Source organism: Belnapia sp. AC561 (assembly GCF_979252845.1).
Genome location: NZ_CEEDBP010000020.1, coordinates 1 through 19,577, shown reverse-complemented (window position 1 = coordinate 19,577; position 19,577 = coordinate 1). Strand labels below are relative to the sequence as shown.

Sequence of the window (19,577 nt, the reverse complement as noted above, 5' to 3'; positions counted from 1 at the left end):
AGCGGCCACGTCGCGCCATTGTGAGAGCCCGTTTCGAAAAGGCATTCCATGCAGGTCGCCGCAGGTCCGGCCAAGCCCGGCCGCCCGCGAGAGCGGCTGCCGCTCTCGTTGCGCTTCATGCTGCTGGCGTCGCTCATCGTCCCGCTCGCCTTCCTCGGCGGCGCCGCCTGGTATGACCACCACCGGCTGGTCGCCGAGGCCTTCGCCGACGTGAACCGCCTCTCGGCCGTCGCCAAGGAACATGCGCTGAAGGTGGTGGAGACGAATTCCCTCGTCCTCGACCGCATGGAGGACCGCATCCGCGGCCTGAGCTGGGACGAGATCGAGGCACAGGGCGAGACCATCCAGCGCTGGATGCGCACCCTGGACGAGGGCATCGCCCAGATCACCTCCCTGCACCTGGCGCGGCCGGACGGCAGGGTCGTCGCCCTCAGCATCGCCTGGCCGACGCCGCCCCTCTCCATCGCCGACCGGTCCTATTTCCGCCGCGCCAGGGACGGCGATACCGAACTGCTCTTCAGCGAGCCGCTGCGCGCCCGGCTCACCGGCGTGGTCACCTTCACCGTCGCCCGCCGCCGTGAAAGCGCGGACGGCCAATTCGACGGCACCGTCGTCGGCTCCATCCTGCCGGGCTACTTCCAGGCGCAGTGGCATGCGATGAACCCGGAGGGCAAGGCCTCCTTCGCGCTCATGCGCACGGATGGGCAGTTGCTTGCGGTGCATCCCTCGGATGGCGACGACCTGCTCGGCCCGCCCGATGCCGCGGCGGTGCCGGATGCGGTCCGCAACCCCAGCAACGTCGGCCCGGTGATCGAGCATTTCGGCGAGCGCCAGGAATGGCTGACCGCCTTCCGCCAGGTCGGCGAGCATCCGCTGGTGGTCAGCGTCACCCTCTCCATGGACCGGGTGCAGGCCGAATGGCTGACCAATACCGCCACGACCGCCGCGCTCTGCCTCTTCGCCGCCCTCGCCCTCGGCTTCGCCACCATGCTCGCCATCCGCCGCTGGCATTCCGAGCAGATCGTGCTGCGGAAGCTGAGCGAGAACCGCGACGAGCTGCGCGGCGAGATCCTGCGGCGCGAGGCGGCCGAGGCCGGCCTGCTCCAGGCGCAGCGGCTGGAAGCGCTCGGCCGGCTGACCGGCGGCGTGGCGCATGACTTCAACAACCTGCTCACCGCCATCCTCGGCACCGTGCACCTGCTGGAACGCCATCTCGGCACCGCCGCGGACGAGAAGGTGCGGAAATACCTCGGCATGGCGCGGGATGCGGTGCAGCGCGGCGCCAAGCTGAATTCCAGCCTGCTGGCCTTCGCCCGGCGGCAGAAGCTGCATACCGCCAGCATCGACACGAACGAGCTGGTGCAGGGCTTCACCCCGCTGATCCAGCGCGCCCTGGGCGAGGCGGTCAGCCTCGCCGTCGTGCTGGACCCGGAACTGCCGCCCTGCCGCGCCGATGCCTCCCAGCTCGAGGCGGCGCTGCTTAACCTCGCCATCAATGCGCGGGATGCGCTGCCGCGCGGCGGCACCGTCACCCTCACCACCCGCCCGGCCCGGCTGGACGCGGCGTTGCTGGCCGGCAATGCGGATGCCAAGCCCGGCTCCTATGTCGCGGTCTCGCTGCGCGACGACGGCACCGGCATGCCGGCCGAGGTGCGGGAACGCGCCTTCGAGCCCTTCTTCACCACCAAGCCCCAGGGCAAGGGCACCGGCCTCGGCCTGTCCCAGGTCTTCGGCTTCATCCGCCAGCTCGGCGGCCATATCGCCATCGACAGCACCCTGGGCGAGGGCACCGTCGTCACCCTCTATCTCCCCATCGCCGCGGAGCCGCCGGCGCAGCAGCCCGCCCCGCCGGCGCCGGTGCCGGAAGGCATCGCCGCCGTCTCCCGCGCCACCGTGCTGGTGGTGGAGGACGACGAGCGCGTCCGCGAGGTCGCCGCCGAGACGCTGCGCGACGCCGGCTTCCGGGTGATCGCGGCGCAGGATGCGCTGGAGGCCCTGGCCCTGCTCCGCCGCGGGGAGCAATTCGACGTGCTCTTCAGCGACATCGTCATGCCCGGCGGCATGAACGGGATCGAGCTGGCCCAGGCCGCCCGGCGGCTGCGGCCCCGGCTGCCGGTGCTGCTGGCCACCGGCTATGCCGGCACCGTGGCCGGCTCGGCCGACCATGGCTTCGAGGTGATGTCGAAGCCCTACGACCAGTCCACCCTGACCCAGCGCATCGCCGAGCTGGCGACGGAGCGCCATCGCGGCGTCGCCTGAGCCTTCAGTCCTTCGGCGGCACGAACATATAGCCCACGCCCCGCACGCTGCGGATCGCCTCCGGCTTGGCCGGGTCGGCCTCCAGCTTGCGGCGCAGCCGCAGGATGCGGTTGTCGATCGCCCGGTCGAAGGCTTCCGCCTCCCGGTGGGAACTGGCTTCCAGCAGCCAGTCCCGCGTCAGCGCCCGGTTCGGGTGGCTGACGAACAGCTTCAGCAGGTCGAATTCGCTGGCGGTCAGCGCATCCTCCACGCCATCGCCGCGCACCAGCAGCCGGCGCTCCAGGTCCAGCAGGCAGGTGCCGACCCGCACCTGGGTCACCTGCGCCGGCAGCGGGGCGGCGGCCGCCGCGGCCCGGCGCAGGATGGCGCGCACCCGGGCCAGCAGTTCGCGCGGCTCGAAGGGCTTGGTCACGTAGTCGTCCGCGCCGGATTCCAGCCCCACCACCCGGTCCACCATATCCCCGGCCGAGGTGAGCATGAGGATGCCGACCCGCGCCGAGCGGCTGCGCAGCCAGCGCGCCAGGGCGAAGCCATCCTCTGCCTCCCCCAATTGCACGTCGAGCAGGACGAGATCCGGCATCTCCTGCGTCGCCAGCCGCTTCAGCGCGGCGCCGGCGCCGAGCGGGACCGGCCGCAGCCCATGCTGGGCGAGGTAGTCGGTGACGATCTGTCGCTGGAAGGCGTCGTCCTCGACCAGCACGATCCGGGGTCCCGCCGCCATGCCGTCTCCGCCCCAGCCCGGCAGGGCCCGGCTTTGTTGCGGGGGGGAAGTGTAACCGCCGCATCCCCGGCGGCAAGGCTTGCGTGCCACCCGGCCCCGCCGCAGGATCGGTGGGAACAGCAGGGGCATCGCCATGGCGCAGGATACCGGGTTCCGGCCGCATAGCGCGCATTGGGGCGCCTTCTCCGCCGCGATGCGGGACGGCAGGCTGGAGGTCCGGGCCCATCCCGGCGACCCCGACCCGAACCTGCTGCTGCAGAATTTCCCGGAAGCCCTGCGCCACAAGGCCCGCATCGCCCGCCCCATGGTCCGCCGCGGCTGGCTCGAGAATGGCCCGGGGCCCGATGCCCGGCGCGGCCGCGACGAATTCATCCCGATGGACTGGGACCAGGTGCTGGACCTGCTGGCGAAGGAACTCGCCCGGGTGCGGGACGCGCATGGCCCGCAGGCGGTCTTCGGCGGCTCCTACGGCTGGTCCTCGGCCGGGCGCTTCCATCATGCGCAGAGCCAGGTGCACCGCTTCCTGAACATGTCGCTCGGCGGCTATGTCCGCAGCGTCAACAGCTACAGCTCCGGCGCCTCCAGCGTCATCCTGCCGCATGTCCTGGGGCCGATCGACGCCGTCGCCCGCCGCAACGTCACCTGGGACGCAGTCGCCGAACACACCGAGATGGTGCTGGCCTTCGGCGGCATGGCGCTGAAGAACAGCATGGTCGCCTCGGGCGGCATCAGCCGGCATGTCGAGCGCGGCTCCATGGCCGCGGCCCGGGCGCGCGGCTGCGAATTCCTGCTGATCGGCCCGTTGAAGGATGATTTGCCGGAAGAGGCCGGCGCCACCTGGCAGCCCAGCGTCCCGGGAACGGATACCGCGCTGATGCTCGGCATGGCGCATGCCCTGGTGACCGCCGACCAGCACGACCGCGGCTTCATCGACCGCTACTGCGCCGGCTGGGACACCTTCGAGGCCTATCTGCTGGGCCGCAGCGACGGCCAACCGAAGGACCCGGCCTGGGCCGCGGCCATCTGCGGCGTCCCGGCCGAGCGCATCACCGCCATGGCGCTGCAGGCCGTGGGCCGCCGCACCCTGGTCACCGTCGCCCATTCCCTGCAGCGCCAGGAGCATGGCGAGCAGCCGGTCTGGATGGCCTGCGTGCTGGCGGCCATGCTCGGGCAGATCGGCCTGCCCGGGGGTGGCTACAACTACGCCCTCGGCGCGCTGGCGCATTACGGCAAGCGGCAGAACGCCGTCTCCTCCGCCGCGCTGCCGCAGGGCAGGAACGGCGTCGGCGCCTTCATCCCCGTGGCCCGCATCTCGGACATGCTGCTCAACCCGGGCCAACCCTTCGACTACAACGGCAAGCGGATGGTGTACCCGGATATCCGCCTGGTCTATTGGGCCGGCGGCAATCCCTTCCACCACCACCAGGACCTCAACCGCCTGAAGCGCGCCTTCGCCGCGGTGGAGACGCTGGTGGTGCACGAGATCGCCTGGACCGCGACCGCCCGCCACGCCGACATCGTCCTGCCCTGCACCATGACGCTGGAGCGCGAGGACATCGGCGCCGCGCCGACCGACCCGCTGATGGTCGCCATGCACCAGCTGGTCGAGCCCTTCGGCGAGGCCCGCGACGACTACGCCATCTTCTCGGCGCTGGCCGAGCGCCTCGGCGCCGGCCCCGCCTTCACCGAGGGCCGCAGCGCCCGCGACTGGCTGCGCCATCTGTACGAGCCGACCCGCAAGGGCCTCGCCGCGCTGAACCTCCCCGCCCCGTCCTTCGAGGAATTCTGGGCCCAGGGCGAGCTGGTGCTGCCACAGGAGGACGACGACGGCGGCATCCTGCGCGACTTCCGCACCGACCCGGAGGCGCATCCGCTGCCGACGCCGAGCGGGAGGATCGAGATCGCCTCCACCACCATCGCCGGCTTCGGCTACCCCGATTGCCCCGGCCACCCGACCTGGCTGCCGCCCGTCGAGGTGCCGGATGCGACGGCGCCGCTCCGCCTCATCGCCAACCAGCCGGCGACCCGGCTGCACAGCCAGTTCGACTTCGGCGGCCATAGCAACGGCATGAAGCGCCGCGGCCGCGAGGTGATGCGCATCAACCCGGCCGATGCCGCCCCGCGCGGCATCGCCGAGGGCGACGTGGTCAAGCTGCGCAATGCCCGCGGCGCCTGCCTGGCGACCGCCGCCCTCAGCACCGATGTCATCCCCGGCGTGGTGCAGCTCCCGACCGGCGCCTGGTACGACCCCGAGGACCCGATGGAGGAGGCCTCGCTCTGCGTCCATGGCAATCCGAACATGCTGACGCGGGACGTGGGTACCTCTAGCCTCGCCCAGGGCTGCACCGGCCAGCTCACCACCGTCGAGGTCGAGCGCTTCGCCGGCAACCTGCCGCCGATCCGCGCCTTCGATCCCCCCGGCGCGCCCATATCCATGGCGGCGGAGTAGCGAAAGCTTCACCCAACCGCCATACCGCTTTCCGCCGGCGGGCCTACCTCAAGGCGGCTGGAACGCGATCGTCCGAGGTACGACCACCGAAGGGCGTGAATCGCGCGACAAGACAATAAGCGGGACCGTGATCCGCGCCGCTCTCGGCGCGGATCACGGTCCAGCACCGGAGCCTGCCGCCATGACGGCCGAAGACGTCGAGATCGAGGATATCGGCAGCAACCCCGCCCTGCGGGAGACGCTGGAGGAGATCGCGGCGCGGCGCCTCTCCCGCCGCGGCGCCCTGGCCGGGCTCGCCGCCGCGGCCATGCTGCCGGCGGTGGCGGAAGCCCAGCCCGGGCCGGAGTCCGGCGGCCCCTCCAGCCTCACCTTCACCGAGCTGCCGCACCAGCTCAGCCAGCGCGACGCGGTGGCGCCGGGGCATGAGATCCAGGTCGTCATCCGCTGGGGCGACCCGGTGCTGGCCGATGCGCCGCCCTTCAACCCGCTGGTCGCCACCGCCGCCGACCAGGCCCGGCAATTCGGCTACAACAACGACTACCTGGACTACTTCCCGCTGCCGCACGGCTCCGCCAATAGCGAGCATGGCCTGCTGGTGGTGAACCACGAATACACCAACACCAACCTGATGTTCCCCGGCCTCGGCGCCGGCCGCGCCGCCGCGCAGAAGGCCAGTGCCGAGCAGGTGGCGGTGGAGATGGCGGCGCATGGCCTCTCGGTGGTCGAGCTGCACCGCCGCGACGGCCGCTGGGGCTATGAGCCGGAAAGCCCGCGCAACCGCCGCATCACCGCCGAGACCCCGATGCGCATCAGCGGCCCCGCCGCCGGCCATCCCTGGATGCGCACGGGCGCCGACCCGGATGGCCTGCAGGTGCTCGGCACCCTCTGCAACTGCGCCGGCGGCAATACGCCCTGGGGCACCGTCACCACGGCGGAGGAGAATTTCAACAACTACTTCGGCGGCACCGCCGCGACGGAGGGTGCGCAGAAGGATGCCTACAGGCGCTACGGCATCCTGCCCCAGGCCAATTACGCCTGGTCCCAGCATGTCCCCCGCTTCAACCTCGACCGTGAACCGAACGAGCCGAACCGCTTCGGCTGGATCGTCGAATTCGACCCCTACGACCCGGCCTCGGTGCCGGTGAAGCGCACCGCGCTCGGCCGCTTCAAGCATGAATGCTGCAACCACGCGATCGGCGCCGATGGCCGCGTCGCCATCTACATGGGCGACGACGAACGCTTCGAATATGTCTACAAATTCGTCACCGCCCGCCGCTGGCACCCGACCGACCGGGAGGCCAACCGCGACCTGCTGGACGAGGGCACGCTCCACGTCGCCCGATTCCTCGACGACGGCATGCTGGAATGGCTGCCGCTGGTGCATGGCCAGGGGCCGCTGACGGCAGCCAATGGCTTCGCCTCCCAGGCGGAGGTGCTGATCCATACCCGCCGCGCCGCGGACCTGCTCGGCGCCACGCCGATGGACCGGCCGGAGGATGTGGAACCCAACCCGCAGACCGGCCGCATCTACGTCATGCTGACCAACAACGGGACCCGCAGCGCGCAGCGGCTGAATGCGGCCAATCCGCGCCCGGCGAATGCGCATGGCCATGTGGTCGAGATCATCCCGCCCGGCGCCGGCACGCCGCAGGTGGACCACACCGCGACCACCGCCCGCTGGGGCTTCTTCCTGATGGGCGGCAAGCCCGGCCTCGATGCCGGCGCCCGCTACCACCGCGCCACCAGCGACCAGGGCTGGCTCTCCTGCCCCGACAATTGCGCCTTCGACAAGAAGGGCCGCATCTGGATCGCCACCGATGGCGCGCCCGCCGCCGCCGGCGTCGCCGATGGCCTCTATGCCGCGGATACCGCCGGCTATGGCCGTGGCCTGACCCGGCTGTTCTACCAGGCGCCGACCGGGGCCGAGGTCTGCGGCCCGCGCTTCACCCCGGATGGCGAGACCATCTTCCTCGCCATCCAGCACCCCGGCGAGGATACCGGCAGCAGCTTCGACCGCCCCTCCACCCGCTGGCCGGATTTCGAGCCGACCATGCCGCCGCGGCCTTCGGTCATCGCCATCACCCGCAAGGGCGGCGGCGAGATCGGCAGTTAATCCGCGCGGCCGGGCTGCTTCGGCAGGAACACCATCAGCAGCCCGAGCGCCGGCAGGAAGGCGCAGACCTGATACACGGTGCGGATGCTGGTCCAATCCGCCAGCTGCCCCAGCGCCGCCGCGCCCAGCCCCCCGAGGCCAAAGGAGAAGCCGAAGAACATCCCGGCCACCAACCCGACCCGGCCCGGCATCAGCTCCTGCGCATAGACCAGGATGGCGGAGAAGGCGGAGGCCATGATCAGCGCGATGACAACGGACAGGATGCCGGTCATCACCAGCCCGACATGCGGCAGCGCCAGGGTGAAGGGCAGCGCGCCGAGGATCGAGACCCACATCACCGGCACCCGGCCGATCTTGTCCGCGACCGCCCCGCCGATCAGCGTGCCCACCACCAGCGCGGCCAGGAAGGTGAAGAGGAACATCTGTGCGACGGGCACGGAGACGTGGAATTTATCGATGAGGTAGAAGGTGTAGTAGCTGCTCAGGCTGGCGGTATAGACGTTCTTCGAGAAGAGCAGCGCCACCAGCACCGCGATCGCCAGCCCGACCTTCCCGCGCGACAGCGGCGCCGCGCCCGCCGCCGCGCGACCCGTGGCCGCCGGCCGCGCCTTCTGGTTCCGCGCATACCAGCCGCCGACCTGGAACAGCACGATCATCCCGAGCAGCGCCGCGCCGGAGAACCACACCAGGCTGCGCTGGCCATGCGGCACCACGATGAAGGCCGCCAGCAGCGGCCCCGCCGCGGACCCCGTGTTGCCGCCCACCTGGAACAAGGATTGCGCCAGCCCGTAGCGCCCGCCGGACGCCATCCGCGCCACCCGCGAGGCTTCCGGATGGAAGACCGAGGACCCCATCCCCACCAGCGCCGCCGCCAGCAGGATCAGCGGATAGGTCGCCGCATGCGCCAGCAGGATCAGCCCGACCAGGGTGAAGCCCATGCCGATCGCCAGGGAATAGGGCATCGGCCGCTTGTCGGTGACCATGCCCACCACCGGCTGCAGCAGGGATGCCGTGAATTGGAAGGCCAGGGTGATGAGGCCGATCTGGCCGAAGTCCAGCCCGTAGGAGGTCTTCAGGATGGGATAGATCGCCGGCACCAGCGACTGCATCAGGTCGTTGAGGAAGTGGCAGAAGCTGAGCGAGAGGATGACCGCGAAGGTGGTGCCGCTCGGCGCGGCGGGGGCCGTGGGGGCCGCCCTGGCATTCATGGTCTGCTCGCTCACGCGCCGGCCCTCGTCCTACGGACGGCCACTATAGGCCTGATCGGACGACTGACCAGCTTCCCACCCCCGCCGGACGCGCTAGGCTGTCCCGCGTCACGGAGGGAACAGGATCATGGCGAAGAGCGCGATGCACCAGAAGGGCTCGGCGGTCCGCGAGGAGCTGATGGGCAAGGCGATGGCCGAGAAGATGGCCACCACCGTCTACAACGACCCGCTGATGCAGGGCTTCGCCGACTGGACGCGGGAAGCGGTCTTCGGCCTGCTCTGGACCCGACCGGGCCTCGACCTCAAGACCCGCGCCCTGATCACCGTCATCACCGATACCGCGACCGCCGCCTGGCCGGAGCTGCGCATCCACCTGCGCATGGCCCGCAACCAGGGCTGGACCGAGGCGGAGCTGGGCGAGGCCCTGCTGCATACGGCGGGCTATATCGGCGCCCCCTCGGTGCGGGAGGCGCTGCTGGTCGCCCGTGAGGTCTTCGAGGAGATGCGCGGCGAAGCGACCGGGTAGCCGGCCGCCCCCAGCTTAACGCGCCGGCTGCTGCGGCGCGGCCTGCTGTTGCTGCTGCTGCGCGGCGGCACGGTCGGCATTGCCGCGCTGATGCGAGCCGATGGCACAGCCGGCCGCGGCCCCGGCCACGGCATGGCCGCTGCCCACCATATGGCCGCCGACCGCTCCCACGGCGGCGCCCTTGAGGCAGGAAGGCTTGGCCATCGCCGGTGCGACGGAGACCAGGGCGAGGAGGCTGGAGACAACCAGTAGGCGTTTCATCGATCGTTTCTCCTTGGGCAAGGAAAACGACCGGCTCGACGCCCGGTTGCGGTCATTGCACATCCTTCATGCCGCGTGCAGGATCACCCGCGCTGCTCGAAATCCACCAGCTCATCCACCGGCAGGCCGAGCAGCAGCCGCCGCAGGCAATCGAGCCCCATCTCCGTCGCGCCCTGCCGCACCCAGTCGCGGCCATTGGTCAGCCGCGCTCGCCGCGTCACCACATGGCCCTCGGTCGCCAAGCCAATGCAGACGACCGCGCCCCATTCCCGGGCATCGGGCCCGGCATCGGGTGCCACCAGCACCGCCAGCGCGTGGCTCGCGCCGCTGCCGGCCCGGAGCGCCCGGGCGACCGTCGCCGCCGCCTCCGGCGTCACCGCCTCGGGCGCCGGGATGCCGACCGCGGCACACAGCCGCTCCAGGGTCGGCGCCACCACCGCGCTGGCGAAGAGCCCCTCGGCCAGCGGCGACCGCGCGAGGCGGGAGGCGATGGCGCCGCTGGTGAACATCTCGGCCACCGCCAGCATCCCGCCGCCGGCCTGCAGCGCCCCGAGGATCACGCTCTCCAGCGAGGCATCATCCTCCGCCAGCACGAAGTTGCTGAGCCGCCGGCGCACCTCCGCCTCGATCGGCGCCAGCGCCGCCTCGAGCGTCGCCATGTCGGCCGCCCGCACCGCCAGCTTGGTCTCGAGCTGCGGGTAGTGCGACTGGAAGCCGAGCTTCACCGGCCCGTCCTCCAGGCCCGGGATGTCGCTCAGCATCTGGTCCGCCCGGCTCTCGCCGATGCCGAAGGTATGGAAGCGCTTCAGCCGCGTCACGCCGGGCAACCCGCCCAATGCCAGCAGCCGCGGCAATAGCTGCTCCTCCAGCATCCGCTTCATCTCGCGCGGCACGCCCGGGGTGAAGTAGAAGCGCGCGCGGCCGATGGTGACGGCGAAGCCGCAGGCGGTGCCGATCGGGTTGTCGATGAACTCGGCTCCCTCCGGCAGCATCGCCTGCTTGCGGTTGTTCGGCGGCATGACCCGGCCGCGCCGGGCATAGAAGGCCTCGATCCGCGCCAGCCAGTCCTCGTGCAGCACCAGCGGCACGCCCGCCGCCTCCGCCGCCATCTCCTGCGAGAGGTCATCGACCGTCGGGCCCAGCCCGCCGTTGACGATCACCGCATCGGCCCGCTGCGCCGCCTCGGCGAAGGCCGCGCTCAGGCTCGCCCGGTCATCGCCGACGATGGTGCCCCAATGGATATCGAGCCCGAGCTCGACCAGCCGCCGGGCGATGTGGCTGTAGTTGGTGTTGATGGTCTTGCCGGTGAGGATCTCGTCGCCGGTGCAGAGGATCTCGATGCGCATCAGGGGTTCCGTTCAGGCGTTGAGGCCGGCGAGCAAGTCCAGGTGGCGTTCGTGGTCGCCGGCGAAGCGCAGCACCAGGTGGCCGACGCCCGCCGCGCCATACTCGGCGATCAGCGCGCGCGCCCCGGCGATCCCGCCGGCGTAGCAGCGTTGGCGCTTGCGCATCACATCGGGCCGCTGGCCGTAATAGCCAGCCATGAATTCATCGATCCACGCCTCGGCCCGGGCCGGGTCCTCGTCGATCGCCAGCGTCAGGTAGACCGCGCCGGTCAGGCTGGCGGGGTCGCGCCCGGCCTCCCGCGCCACCGCCTGCATCTCGCCCCAGGTCTGGGCGAAGGCGGCGGGGTCATGCCCATTGGGGAACCAGCCGTCGAAATGCCGGCCGACCCGCTCGATGGTCGCCGGCGCCGCGCCCGCCAGCCAGATCGGCGGCCCGCCCGGCCGGTGCGGCACCGGGCCGAGCACCGCGCCCTGCATGGTCCAGCGCCCGTCCCAGTCCACCGGATCGCCGCCCCACAGCGCGCGGCACAGCCGCAGCCCTTCCAGCATGCGCCCCACCCGCTTCTCCCAGGGCACGCCGCAGGCGGCGAATTCGGCGCGGATATTGGCCACGTCGCTGGCGATGCCGACACCGAGGATGACGCGGCCTTCGGCAATCTGGTCGAGCGTCGCCACCTGATGCGCCAGCAGCACCGGGTTGCGCAGCGCCGGCAGCAGCACCGCGGTGCCGAGCCGCACCCGCCGCGTCCGCCCGGCGACCGCCGCCAGCAGGGTCAGCGGATCATGCCGCGGCCGCGCCAGCACCGAATCCCCGACCCAGACCGAGGCATAGCCCAGCGCCTCGGCCCGGTCCGCCAGCGCCAGCAGCGGCGCGGCTTCCGGCCGGCCCTCCATCACCTGCTCCCGCGTGGGCAGCAGGTAGCCGATGCGTGGCGTCATGCGCCCCCTCCCCCTTCGATGGCCGCCAGGGTGAGCGCATTCGCGCGGATCCGGCAAGCCGGCCTAGCATGGCGCTTGCATCGCCCCCGCCCTCAGATCGGAGACCTGCATGCGCGTCCCATTCCTCGCCAGGCTATTGCTGCTCGGCCTGCTCGCCACGGGTCCGGCCCGATCGCAGACCCTCTCGGCGGTGCTGGAGGCGGAGGTCGTCACCCTCGACCCGCATTTCACCGGCGCCTACATCACCCGCACCTTCGGCTACCTGGTCTTCGACACGCTGTTTGCCATGGACAGCGCCGGCCAGGTGAAGCCGCAGATGGTCGAGCGCTGGACCAGCTCGCCCGATGGCCTGACCTGGCACTTCACCCTGCGCGACGGCCTCACGTGGCACGACGGCGCCCCGGTGACCGCGGCCGACTGCGTTGCCTCCCTCAAGCGCTGGGGCACCCGCAGCGCGCTGGGCGGCCGGCTGCTGGCCGCGACCGCCTCGCTGGAAGCCGATGACGCCAAAAGCTTCACCCTGACCTTGCGCACCCCCTACGGCCTGGTGCTGGACACCCTCGGCACAACCTCCAGCCCCGGCCCCTTCATGCTGCCGGAGCGGCTGGCCAAGACCCCGGGCGCCGAGCGCATCACCGAGATCATCGGCTCCGGCCCCTTCGTCTATCGCCGCGCCGACCACCGCACCGGCGACCGCATGCTGCTGCGGAAGAACACCGCCTATGTCCCCCGCGCCGAGCCGAACGACCTGCTCGCGGGCGGCAAGGTGGTGAAGATCGATGCCCTCGAGCTCCGCGTCGTCCCCGATGGCGCGACCGCGACGGCGGCGCTGCAATCCGGCGAGATCGACTACATCCAATATGCCCCCTTCGACCTGCTGCGGGTGCTGGAGCGCGACCGCCGCGTCCGGGTGCAGAGCTTCACCGGCCTCGACCAGTTCACCGGCCACTACCGGCTGAACGCCGCCAGCGGGCCCTTCGCCGACCCCGCCATCCGCCGCGTGCTGCTGCAGCTGGTCGACCAGGCCGAGGTCATGGCCGGCTTCGGTCTCTCGGACCGCTACGCCCGCACCTGCCAGGCCTTCTTCATCTGCGGCAGCCCCTACGAGAACGACGCCGGCACCGCCGCCCTCCGCAACCCATCCATCGAGGCCGCGCGCGCCGCGCTGAAGCAGACAAGCTACGCCGGGGAGCCGGTGGTGGTGCTGGTCGCCAACGACCTTGAGGCCGCCAAGGTCTCCTCCGAGATCCTCGCCGACCGGCTCCGCCGCGCCGGCTTCACCGTCGATCAGCAGGTGATGGACTGGGCCTCGGTGCTCGCCCGCCGCACCCGGCGCGATGGCTGGAGCGTCTTCGGCGTGCATGCGCTCGGCGTCGACCTGCAATCGCCGCTGACCAATTCCGTCATCGGCTTCAACTGCACCGCGTCGCTGAACGGCGGCTTCTTCTGCGAGCAGCCGCTGGTCCCGCTGTTCGATGCCTTCGCCGCCGCCCCCACCCTGGCGGACCGGCAGCGGATCGCCGCACAGATCCAGGAGGTGGTCTACGGCCAGGCCATGGCGGTGCCCTGGGGCCAGTTCGCCCAGCCGGCGGCGCACCGCGCGCAGTTGCGCAACCTGATCCCCTCGGCCATCCCGTTGTTCTGGGCGGTGGAGAAGTAGCGGCATGCATGATGTGATCGTGGTGGGCGCCGGTTCGGCCGGCGCCGCCCTGGCAGCGAGGCTGTCCTCCGACCCGCAGCGCCGCGTGCTGCTGCTGGAAGCCGGGCGGGACTGGCGGGCGGCGGAGGCCCCCCAGGCCATGCTCAGCGCCAACCCCATCCCGATGATCCACGACCCTGGCCTGCAGGCGGAATGGCACTGGCCGAAGCTGGTCTCCCGCCGTACCGCCGTGCAGCAGCCGAAGTTCTACTGGCGCGGCAAGGCGCTCGGCGGCAGCTCGGTGGTGAATGCGCAGATCGCCATCCGCGGCGTCATGGCCGCCTTCGACGCCTGGGCCGAGGCCGGCTGCGAGGGCTGGTCCGGCCGCGACGTGCTGCCCCTGTTCGACGCCATCGAGACCGACCCCGCCGAGGGCCACGGCAAGTCCGGCCCCCTGCCGGTCTACCGCGCTCCGGAGACGAGTTGGGGCCCGGTCGACCTCGGCCTGAAGGCCGCGGCACTCGCTGCCGGCTACCCCTGGAACGCCGACCTGAACGCGCCCAGCGGCGAGGGCGTCTCCTGCTACCCCATCAACAGCCGCGACGGCCGCCGCGTCTCGACCAACGAGGCCTTCCTGGAGCCCGCCCGCACCCGCCCCAACCTCGAGATCCGCGGCGATGCGCTGGTGGACAAGGTACTGGTCGAGGGCGGCCGCGCCACCGGCGTCCGCGTCCACCTCAAGGGCCAGGGCTGGGTCGATCTCCCGGCGCGGGAGGTCGTGCTCTCGGCCGGCGCGGTGCATAGCCCGGCCATCCTGCTGCGCTCCGGCATCGGCGCCGGGGCGGCGCTGCAGGCGATGGGCATTGCGGTGGTGAAGGATCTGCCCGAGGTCGGCCGCAACTTCATGGACCATCCCATCGTCCGCGCCAGCCTGGAGATGAAACCGGAGTTCGCCGCCACCGACCCCGACCAGCGCCACACCAATTGCTGCGTCACCTACAGCAGCGGCCTCGGCGGCGGCGGCACGCGGGACATGATCCTAATCGCCTTCAACCACCGCGGCCTGGCGCCGCCGGGTACCCGGCCGCAGCCGCTCGGCGCGGTCGGCGCCGCGGTCTACGAGGCCTTCTCGCGCGGGACCGTCACCCTCGCCTCCGCCGCGCCCGAGCAGGACCCGATCGTCGAGGAGAACATGCTCTCCGACCCCCGCGACCTGCTGCGGATGCGGGACGCGGTGGCCCGGCTGGCGACACTCGCCGCGCAGCCGGCGCTGACCCGCATCGCCTCCCGCATCACCTTCGGCGAAAGCGGGTTGAGCATGGCCGAGGCCGCGGCGCTGCCCGGCGATGCCCTCGACGCGCTGCTGCTGCAGGAAGCCGGCGACATCCAGCACGCCGCCGGCACCTGCAGGATGACCGCCTATGAGGAACCGCGCGGCGTGGTCGACCCCGATGCGCGGGTGAAGGGCATCGCCGGGCTGCGCGTCGCCGATGCCTCCATCATGCCGGCCGATTGCCGGGCGAACACGCACTTCACCTGCGTCATGATCGGCGAAGCGGTGGCGCGGAGGATGATGGCATGAGGGCGGATCGCTTCACCGGCCAGGTGGCGCTCATCACCGGCGCCGGCTCCGGCCTCGGCCGCGCCACCGCCCTCGGCCTGGCGCAGGAGGGCGCGAAGCTGCTGCTCTTCGACCGCAGCGCCGAGGGGCTGGCCGAGACCGCCGCCCGCTGCCCCGGCGCCGTGACCGTCACCGGCGACGCCGCCGATGCCAAGGACGTTGCCGCTGCCGCGGCCCGGGCGGCCGAGCTCGGTCCGGTGACGCTGCTGGTCACCGCCGCCGGCATGCTCGGCCCGGCCAAGCCCCTGGCCGAGGTCGAGGAAGCCGAATGGGACCGGCTCTTCGCGGTGAACGTGAAGGGCACCTGGCTCGCGGTCCGGGCGGTGCTGCCACAGATGCAGGCGGCCGGCGGCGGGTCCATCGTCGCCTTCGCCTCCACCGCCGGTCTGGCGGGGTCCGCCACCCTGCCGGCCTATTCCGCCAGCAAGGGCGCGGTGGTCATGCTGACCCGCAGCCTGGCGCTGAGCCACGCCGCCGAGGGCATCCGGGTGAATTGCGTCTGCCCCGGCTCGATCGAGACGCCGATGCTCGACGCCACCTTCGCCGCCGCCGGCGACCCGGCCGCCCGCGCCGCCCGCGAGGCCGCCTTCCGCGCCCGCCACCCGATGCTGCGCTTCGGGAAGGCGGATGAGGTCTCGGAAACCGTGCTCTTCCTGCTCAGCCCCGCCGCCGGCTTCATCACCGGCGTCGCCCTGCCCGTCGATGGAGGCCGCCTTGCCTGACCCCGCCCGCTTCGCCGGCCAGGCCGCCATCGTCACCGGCGCGGCGCGCGGCATCGGCGCCGCCACCGCCGCCCGGCTGGCGGCCGACGGCGCCCGCGTGCTGCTGGCCGACCTGTCGCCCGAGGTGATGGCGACCGCCGCGGCGCTGGGCGCCACCGGCCTCACCCTCGACCTGAACGCCCGCGGCGCCGGCGACGCACTGGTCCAGGCCGCGCTGGCGGCTTTCGGCCGGCTCGACATCCTGGTGAACAATGCCGGGATCGGCGGCTCGAAGCCGCTGGTGGACTCCGACGACGACCTCATCGACCGCTTCATCGACATCAACCTGAAGGCCGTGCTGCGCGTCACCCGCGCCGCCATCCCGCATCTGGCGCGGCCGGGCGGGCGGATCATCAGCCTCGCCTCCACCTTCGGCATCGCCGGCTATCCCGGCACCACCGCCTATGCGGTCGCCAAGGCCGGCGTCGCCCAGATGACCCGGCAATTGGCCGGCGAGCTGGGGCCGGAGGGCATCCTGGTGAATGCCGTGGCGCCCGGCGTGATCGAGACGGCGATGACCACCGGCCACCTCGGCAGCGACTACTACCGGAAGGCCGTGCTGGAGCCGACGCCGCTGCGCCGCGCCGGCCAGCCGGCGGAAGTGGCCGCCGTCATCGCCTTCCTCGCCTCGGCGGATGCCGCCTATGTCTCGGGCCAGGTGATCGCCGTCGACGGCGGGTGGCTTGCGGCGCGGCACCCGCCGCGCGAGGCTGGCTGAAACCGCCAAGGGACCCGACGATGATCGACATGCAGGTGAAGTGGCCCAACAAGGCGAAGGTCGCCGTCATGCTGACCTTCGACTTCGACGCCGAGACGCTGTGGATGGCGCGCGACCCGGAGAACATCCGCCGCCCCGGCATCCTCAGCCAGGGCACCTACGGCGCCAAGGTCGGCATCCCGATGATCCTGCAGACGCTCCGCGAGGAGGGCGTGAAAGCGACCTTCTTCGTCGTCGGCTGGACCGCCGAGACCCATCAGGCCCGCGCCGAGATGATCCTGCGGGAAGGCCACGAGATCGCCCACCACAGCTATTCCCACAGCTGGATCGACCCCGCCTTCCCCGACAAGGAAGTCGAGGAGATGGAGAAGGGGCTCGAGGCGCTGAAGCGCTGCCTCGGCGTGGTGCCCAAGGGCTATCGCTCGCCGGCCGGCGAGACCAGCGCCAACCTCATCCGCCTGCTGCACAAGCACGACTTCCTCTACGACAGCTCCCTGCTCGACGACATCAACCCCTATCGCCACGTCATGCCCGATGGCAGCCCCGGCCCGATCGAGCTGCCCTGGCACTGGAGCCTGGACGACGCGGTCTATGCGCTGTTCAGCATCAAGGGGCCGCGGCCGATCTTCCCGAACAGCCACATCCGACAGGTCTTCCAGGACGAATTCCGCGAGATCTACCGCTGGGGCGGGCTCTACAACCTGGTGATGCACCCGCAGGTCAGCGGCCGGCCCAGCCGTGTCGCGCTGCTGCGGGAGATGATCCAGTTCATCAAGGGCTTCCCCAACGTCTGGTTCGCCACCGGCACCGAGGTCGCCGAGGCCTGGGCCAGCAACCATGAGAAGGCCAACTCGTGAGAAAGGCTCCGATCATGCTGCGACGCCTGCTGCTCGGCCTGGTGGCCAGTTGCGCCCTGACGCTTGCTGCCGAGGCCCAGCCGCGCGAGCGGCCGCTGCGCCTGGTGCTGAACGTCGGCCTCCAGAACCTGGACCCGATCGCCAGCCCCTCCTTCGTCACCCGCAACTTCGCCTACATGGTCTACGACACGCTCGTCGCCATGGACAGCAAGGGCGAGTACAGGCCGCAGATGCTGGAGGGATGGCAGGTCAGCGAGGACAAGCTGACCTGGACCTTCACCCTGCGCCCCGGCCTGGAATTCAGCGACGGCAAGCCGGTCACGGCCGATGACGTCATCGCCTCGCTGAAACGCTGGGGCGCCCGCGACAGCATCGGCCGGCGGCTGATCGCGGCGACGAAGGAGTTGCGCGCCGAGGCGCCCAACCGCTTCGTGCTGCAGCTCGCCCAGCCCTTCGGCGGCGTCATCGATGCCCTGGGCAAGCCGAGCGTCCACGTGCCCTTCATCATGCCCGCGCGGCTGGCCAGCACCACCCTGCCGACCCAGGCGGTGGCCGAGGTCGTCGGCAGCGGCCCCTACCTCTTCCTCAAGGACGAATGGGTCCCGGGCGAGCGCACCTTCTTCCGCCGCAACCCGCGCTACGTCCCGCGTCCCGAGCCCGCCGATGGCCTCGCCGGCGGCAAGGTTGCGAAGATCGAGCGGGTGGAGTTCGTCACCCTGCCCGACATCTCGCTGCGCGCCGCGGCGCTGACCCGGGGCGAGGTGGACTACCTGGAATACGGCCCGATCGACTACCTCTCGATCTTCCGCCGCGACCGCAACCTGGTCATCGCCAAGCCGGGCGGCATCGCCCATATCATCGGCGGCGTCAGCATCAACCACCACCTGCCGCCCTTCGACCGGCTGCCGATGCGGCGCGCGCTGCAGGCCGCACTCGACCGCAGCGAGATCCTCGCCGGCCACGGCCTGCCCGAGGGCATGACGGATGCGAATTGCACCTCGATCTACCTCTGCGGCACCCGCTTCAGCAGCGATGCCGGCGGCGAGGCCATCCGCACGCCGAGCCTCGAGCGCGCCCGCGCCCTGCTGAAGGAGGCCGGCTACAACAACGAGCGCATCGTCATCCTGCAGCCGGCCGACAGCGCCCTCATCAACCCGATGGCGCTGGTGGTGATCGACCGGCTGAAGCGCGCCGGCTTCAACCTCGACGTCAATACCTCCGACTGGTCCTCGATCGCCCAGCGCTGGGTGGCGCGGGAGCCGATCGAGCGTGGCGGCTGGAACCTGGTGCCGGTGATCTATACCGGCTTCGACATGGCGGACCCGCTCTCCAACGTCGGCATCGGCTACAACTGCACCAACAACCAGCCCTGGGGCTATTGCGTCCCGGCGATGACCCCGGTGCTGGACGCCTTCGCCGCCGAGAGCGACCCGGAGAAGCGCAAGGCGCTCGCCGCCGATCTCCAGCGGCTGGCGATCGAGAACGTCACCTTCCCCTTCGATGGCCAGTTCCAGGCCCCGGCGGTCTGGCGGGCCGAACTGAAGGGGGTGATCGACTTCGGCTTCCCCGTCCTCTGGAACATCGAGCGCACGCGGTAGCGGCTTTCCGCAAGACCCCGGCTGGGCTATGCTGGGCGCAGTGTCCGCGTAGCTCAGCCGGATAGAGTACAGGATTCCTAGAGTTAATTGGGCGTTGCGCCCGGAAACGGCGCAACGGATCCGCTCAAAGTCGGGGAAAGCTTCGGCGCGCTGCGCGCCATGCCGATCCCGAGCCAAGCCCTCCGGCGAAAGCCTGGGGGAAGGTGTAGAGACTGGACGGGCGGCACCTAAGGGCTTCGGCCTAGGGTGAAGGGACAGTCCAGACCACGAACGCCGCCAAGGGAGTACGCTTGGCGGCGGCGGCGAAAGCCGAAGTGGGATGAATCCTGGGGCCGTGGGTTCGAATCCCGCCGCGGACACCATTAACCTAGCTTCTAGGCCGGCTTTAGGCCACTGCGGCGCTTACACCCCACAATCACCCCCACAACTGAACTGTGTTGCCGTTTTCTAGCATTTTGGATGCTAGTCGAGGCTCACCCTGCAGTTAGAGCGTTTTCCTATCAGTCTGCGTCATAGCCTGCGGCGGTAAAGTAGTTAGTGCACTCGGTTGGGGTGAAGGTG

Annotated in this window: 15 protein-coding genes; 10 read left to right on the top strand and 5 right to left on the bottom strand. The window is 71.1% G+C overall.

The annotated features are described in order from the left end of the window. The first annotated feature begins 48 nt into the window (after positions 1-48). Positions 49-2,259 carry a hybrid sensor histidine kinase/response regulator gene (locus AC0IW9_RS16915; protein WP_471649451.1) on the top strand — a complete coding sequence of 737 codons (2,211 nt, stop codon included), beginning with the start codon at positions 49-51 and terminating at the stop codon, positions 2,257-2,259. Between the two features lie 4 nt (positions 2,260-2,263). On the opposite strand, the gene AC0IW9_RS16910 is transcribed toward AC0IW9_RS16915, so the two are convergent. After that, positions 2,264-2,980 (bottom strand): response regulator, encoded by a 717-nt coding sequence (locus AC0IW9_RS16910; RefSeq protein WP_471649450.1) that lies wholly within the window; start codon positions 2,978-2,980, stop codon positions 2,264-2,266. Positions 2,981-3,113: 133 nt separating this feature from the next. On the opposite strand from AC0IW9_RS16910, the gene AC0IW9_RS16905 reads away from it, so the two are divergent. After that, positions 3,114-5,429, top strand: coding sequence for a molybdopterin guanine dinucleotide-containing S/N-oxide reductase (locus AC0IW9_RS16905; RefSeq protein WP_471649449.1), 2,316 nt, complete (start codon positions 3,114-3,116; stop codon positions 5,427-5,429). A 181-nt stretch (positions 5,430-5,610) separates the two neighbouring features. Continuing rightward, on the top strand, positions 5,611-7,542 hold the full coding sequence (locus AC0IW9_RS16900) for a PhoX family protein (protein ID WP_471649448.1): 1,932 nt from the start codon (positions 5,611-5,613) through the stop codon (positions 7,540-7,542). Here the strand turns inward: AC0IW9_RS16900 and AC0IW9_RS16895 are convergent. Further along, on the bottom strand, positions 7,539-8,765 hold the full coding sequence (locus AC0IW9_RS16895) for an MFS transporter (RefSeq protein ID WP_471649447.1): 1,227 nt from the start codon (positions 8,763-8,765) through the stop codon (positions 7,539-7,541). The two genes, AC0IW9_RS16900 and AC0IW9_RS16895, sit on opposite strands and share 4 nt — an antisense overlap. Before the next feature lie 112 nt (positions 8,766-8,877). On the opposite strand from AC0IW9_RS16895, the gene AC0IW9_RS16890 reads away from it, so the two are divergent. Then, positions 8,878-9,276: a carboxymuconolactone decarboxylase family protein gene (locus tag AC0IW9_RS16890; RefSeq protein WP_471649446.1), complete on the top strand. Its 399-nt coding sequence runs from the start codon at positions 8,878-8,880 to the stop codon at positions 9,274-9,276. A gap of 15 nt (positions 9,277-9,291) precedes the next feature. On the opposite strand, the gene AC0IW9_RS16885 is transcribed toward AC0IW9_RS16890, so the two are convergent. From AC0IW9_RS16885 to AC0IW9_RS16875, 3 genes are all read right to left on the bottom strand, one after another. After that, on the bottom strand, positions 9,292-9,537 hold the full coding sequence (locus tag AC0IW9_RS16885; protein ID WP_471649445.1) for a hypothetical protein: 246 nt from the start codon (positions 9,535-9,537) through the stop codon (positions 9,292-9,294). Between the two features lie 83 nt (positions 9,538-9,620). Then, entirely contained in the window at positions 9,621-10,883 is a 1,263-nt protein-coding gene (locus tag AC0IW9_RS16880) for a CinA family nicotinamide mononucleotide deamidase-related protein (protein WP_471649444.1), read from the bottom strand. A 12-nt stretch (positions 10,884-10,895) separates the two neighbouring features. Then, positions 10,896-11,822, bottom strand: a complete 927-nt coding sequence (locus AC0IW9_RS16875) for an LLM class flavin-dependent oxidoreductase (protein ID WP_471649443.1) — start codon at positions 11,820-11,822, stop codon at positions 10,896-10,898. 109 nt (positions 11,823-11,931) lie between these two features. On the opposite strand from AC0IW9_RS16875, the gene AC0IW9_RS16870 reads away from it, so the two are divergent. From AC0IW9_RS16870 to AC0IW9_RS16845, 6 genes are read left to right on the top strand one after another with little or no spacing between them, the layout of a single operon-like run. Further along, positions 11,932-13,482 carry an ABC transporter substrate-binding protein gene (locus AC0IW9_RS16870; protein ID WP_471649442.1) on the top strand — a complete coding sequence of 517 codons (1,551 nt, stop codon included), beginning with the start codon at positions 11,932-11,934 and terminating at the stop codon, positions 13,480-13,482. A gap of 4 nt (positions 13,483-13,486) precedes the next feature. Next, positions 13,487-15,043 (top strand): GMC family oxidoreductase, encoded by a 1,557-nt coding sequence (locus AC0IW9_RS16865; protein WP_471649441.1) that lies wholly within the window; start codon positions 13,487-13,489, stop codon positions 15,041-15,043. After that, positions 15,040-15,804 (top strand): SDR family NAD(P)-dependent oxidoreductase, encoded by a 765-nt coding sequence (locus tag AC0IW9_RS16860; RefSeq protein WP_471649440.1) that lies wholly within the window; start codon positions 15,040-15,042, stop codon positions 15,802-15,804. Before AC0IW9_RS16865 ends, AC0IW9_RS16860 begins: the two co-directional genes overlap by 4 nt. Further along, a complete protein-coding gene (locus AC0IW9_RS16855) occupies positions 15,797-16,561 on the top strand; it encodes an SDR family NAD(P)-dependent oxidoreductase (RefSeq protein WP_471649439.1) in 765 nt (254 codons plus the stop codon). Before AC0IW9_RS16860 ends, AC0IW9_RS16855 begins: the two co-directional genes overlap by 8 nt. Positions 16,562-16,581: 20 nt before the next feature. Then, the gene (locus AC0IW9_RS16850; RefSeq protein WP_471649438.1) at positions 16,582-17,418 is read left to right on the top strand and encodes a polysaccharide deacetylase family protein; all 837 of its coding nucleotides are present in this window, start codon (positions 16,582-16,584) and stop codon (positions 17,416-17,418) included. 14 nt (positions 17,419-17,432) lie between these two features. Further along, positions 17,433-19,016: an ABC transporter substrate-binding protein gene (locus tag AC0IW9_RS16845; RefSeq protein ID WP_471649437.1), complete on the top strand. Its 1,584-nt coding sequence runs from the start codon at positions 17,433-17,435 to the stop codon at positions 19,014-19,016. Positions 19,017-19,577: the final 561 nt, after the last annotated feature.

What these genes read in the sequence shown, in the direction of transcription:
- AC0IW9_RS16915 (WP_471649451.1), top strand. Translation starts at nt 49, where the DNA reads ATGCAGGTCGCCGCAGGTCCGGCCAAGCCCGGCCGCCCGCGAGAGCGG.
- AC0IW9_RS16910 (WP_471649450.1), bottom strand. Translation starts at nt 2,980, where the DNA reads ATGGCGGCGGGACCCCGGATCGTGCTGGTCGAGGACGACGCCTTCCAG.
- AC0IW9_RS16905 (WP_471649449.1), top strand. Translation starts at nt 3,114, where the DNA reads ATGGCGCAGGATACCGGGTTCCGGCCGCATAGCGCGCATTGGGGCGCC.
- AC0IW9_RS16900 (WP_471649448.1), top strand. Translation starts at nt 5,611, where the DNA reads ATGACGGCCGAAGACGTCGAGATCGAGGATATCGGCAGCAACCCCGCC.
- AC0IW9_RS16890 (WP_471649446.1), top strand. Translation starts at nt 8,878, where the DNA reads ATGGCGAAGAGCGCGATGCACCAGAAGGGCTCGGCGGTCCGCGAGGAG.
- AC0IW9_RS16885 (WP_471649445.1), bottom strand. Translation starts at nt 9,537, where the DNA reads ATGAAACGCCTACTGGTTGTCTCCAGCCTCCTCGCCCTGGTCTCCGTC.
- AC0IW9_RS16880 (WP_471649444.1), bottom strand. Translation starts at nt 10,883, where the DNA reads ATGCGCATCGAGATCCTCTGCACCGGCGACGAGATCCTCACCGGCAAG.
- AC0IW9_RS16875 (WP_471649443.1), bottom strand. Translation starts at nt 11,822, where the DNA reads ATGACGCCACGCATCGGCTACCTGCTGCCCACGCGGGAGCAGGTGATG.
- AC0IW9_RS16870 (WP_471649442.1), top strand. Translation starts at nt 11,932, where the DNA reads ATGCGCGTCCCATTCCTCGCCAGGCTATTGCTGCTCGGCCTGCTCGCC.
- AC0IW9_RS16865 (WP_471649441.1), top strand. Translation starts at nt 13,487, where the DNA reads ATGCATGATGTGATCGTGGTGGGCGCCGGTTCGGCCGGCGCCGCCCTG.
- AC0IW9_RS16860 (WP_471649440.1), top strand. Translation starts at nt 15,040, where the DNA reads ATGAGGGCGGATCGCTTCACCGGCCAGGTGGCGCTCATCACCGGCGCC.
- AC0IW9_RS16850 (WP_471649438.1), top strand. Translation starts at nt 16,582, where the DNA reads ATGATCGACATGCAGGTGAAGTGGCCCAACAAGGCGAAGGTCGCCGTC.
- AC0IW9_RS16845 (WP_471649437.1), top strand. Translation starts at nt 17,433, where the DNA reads ATGCTGCGACGCCTGCTGCTCGGCCTGGTGGCCAGTTGCGCCCTGACG.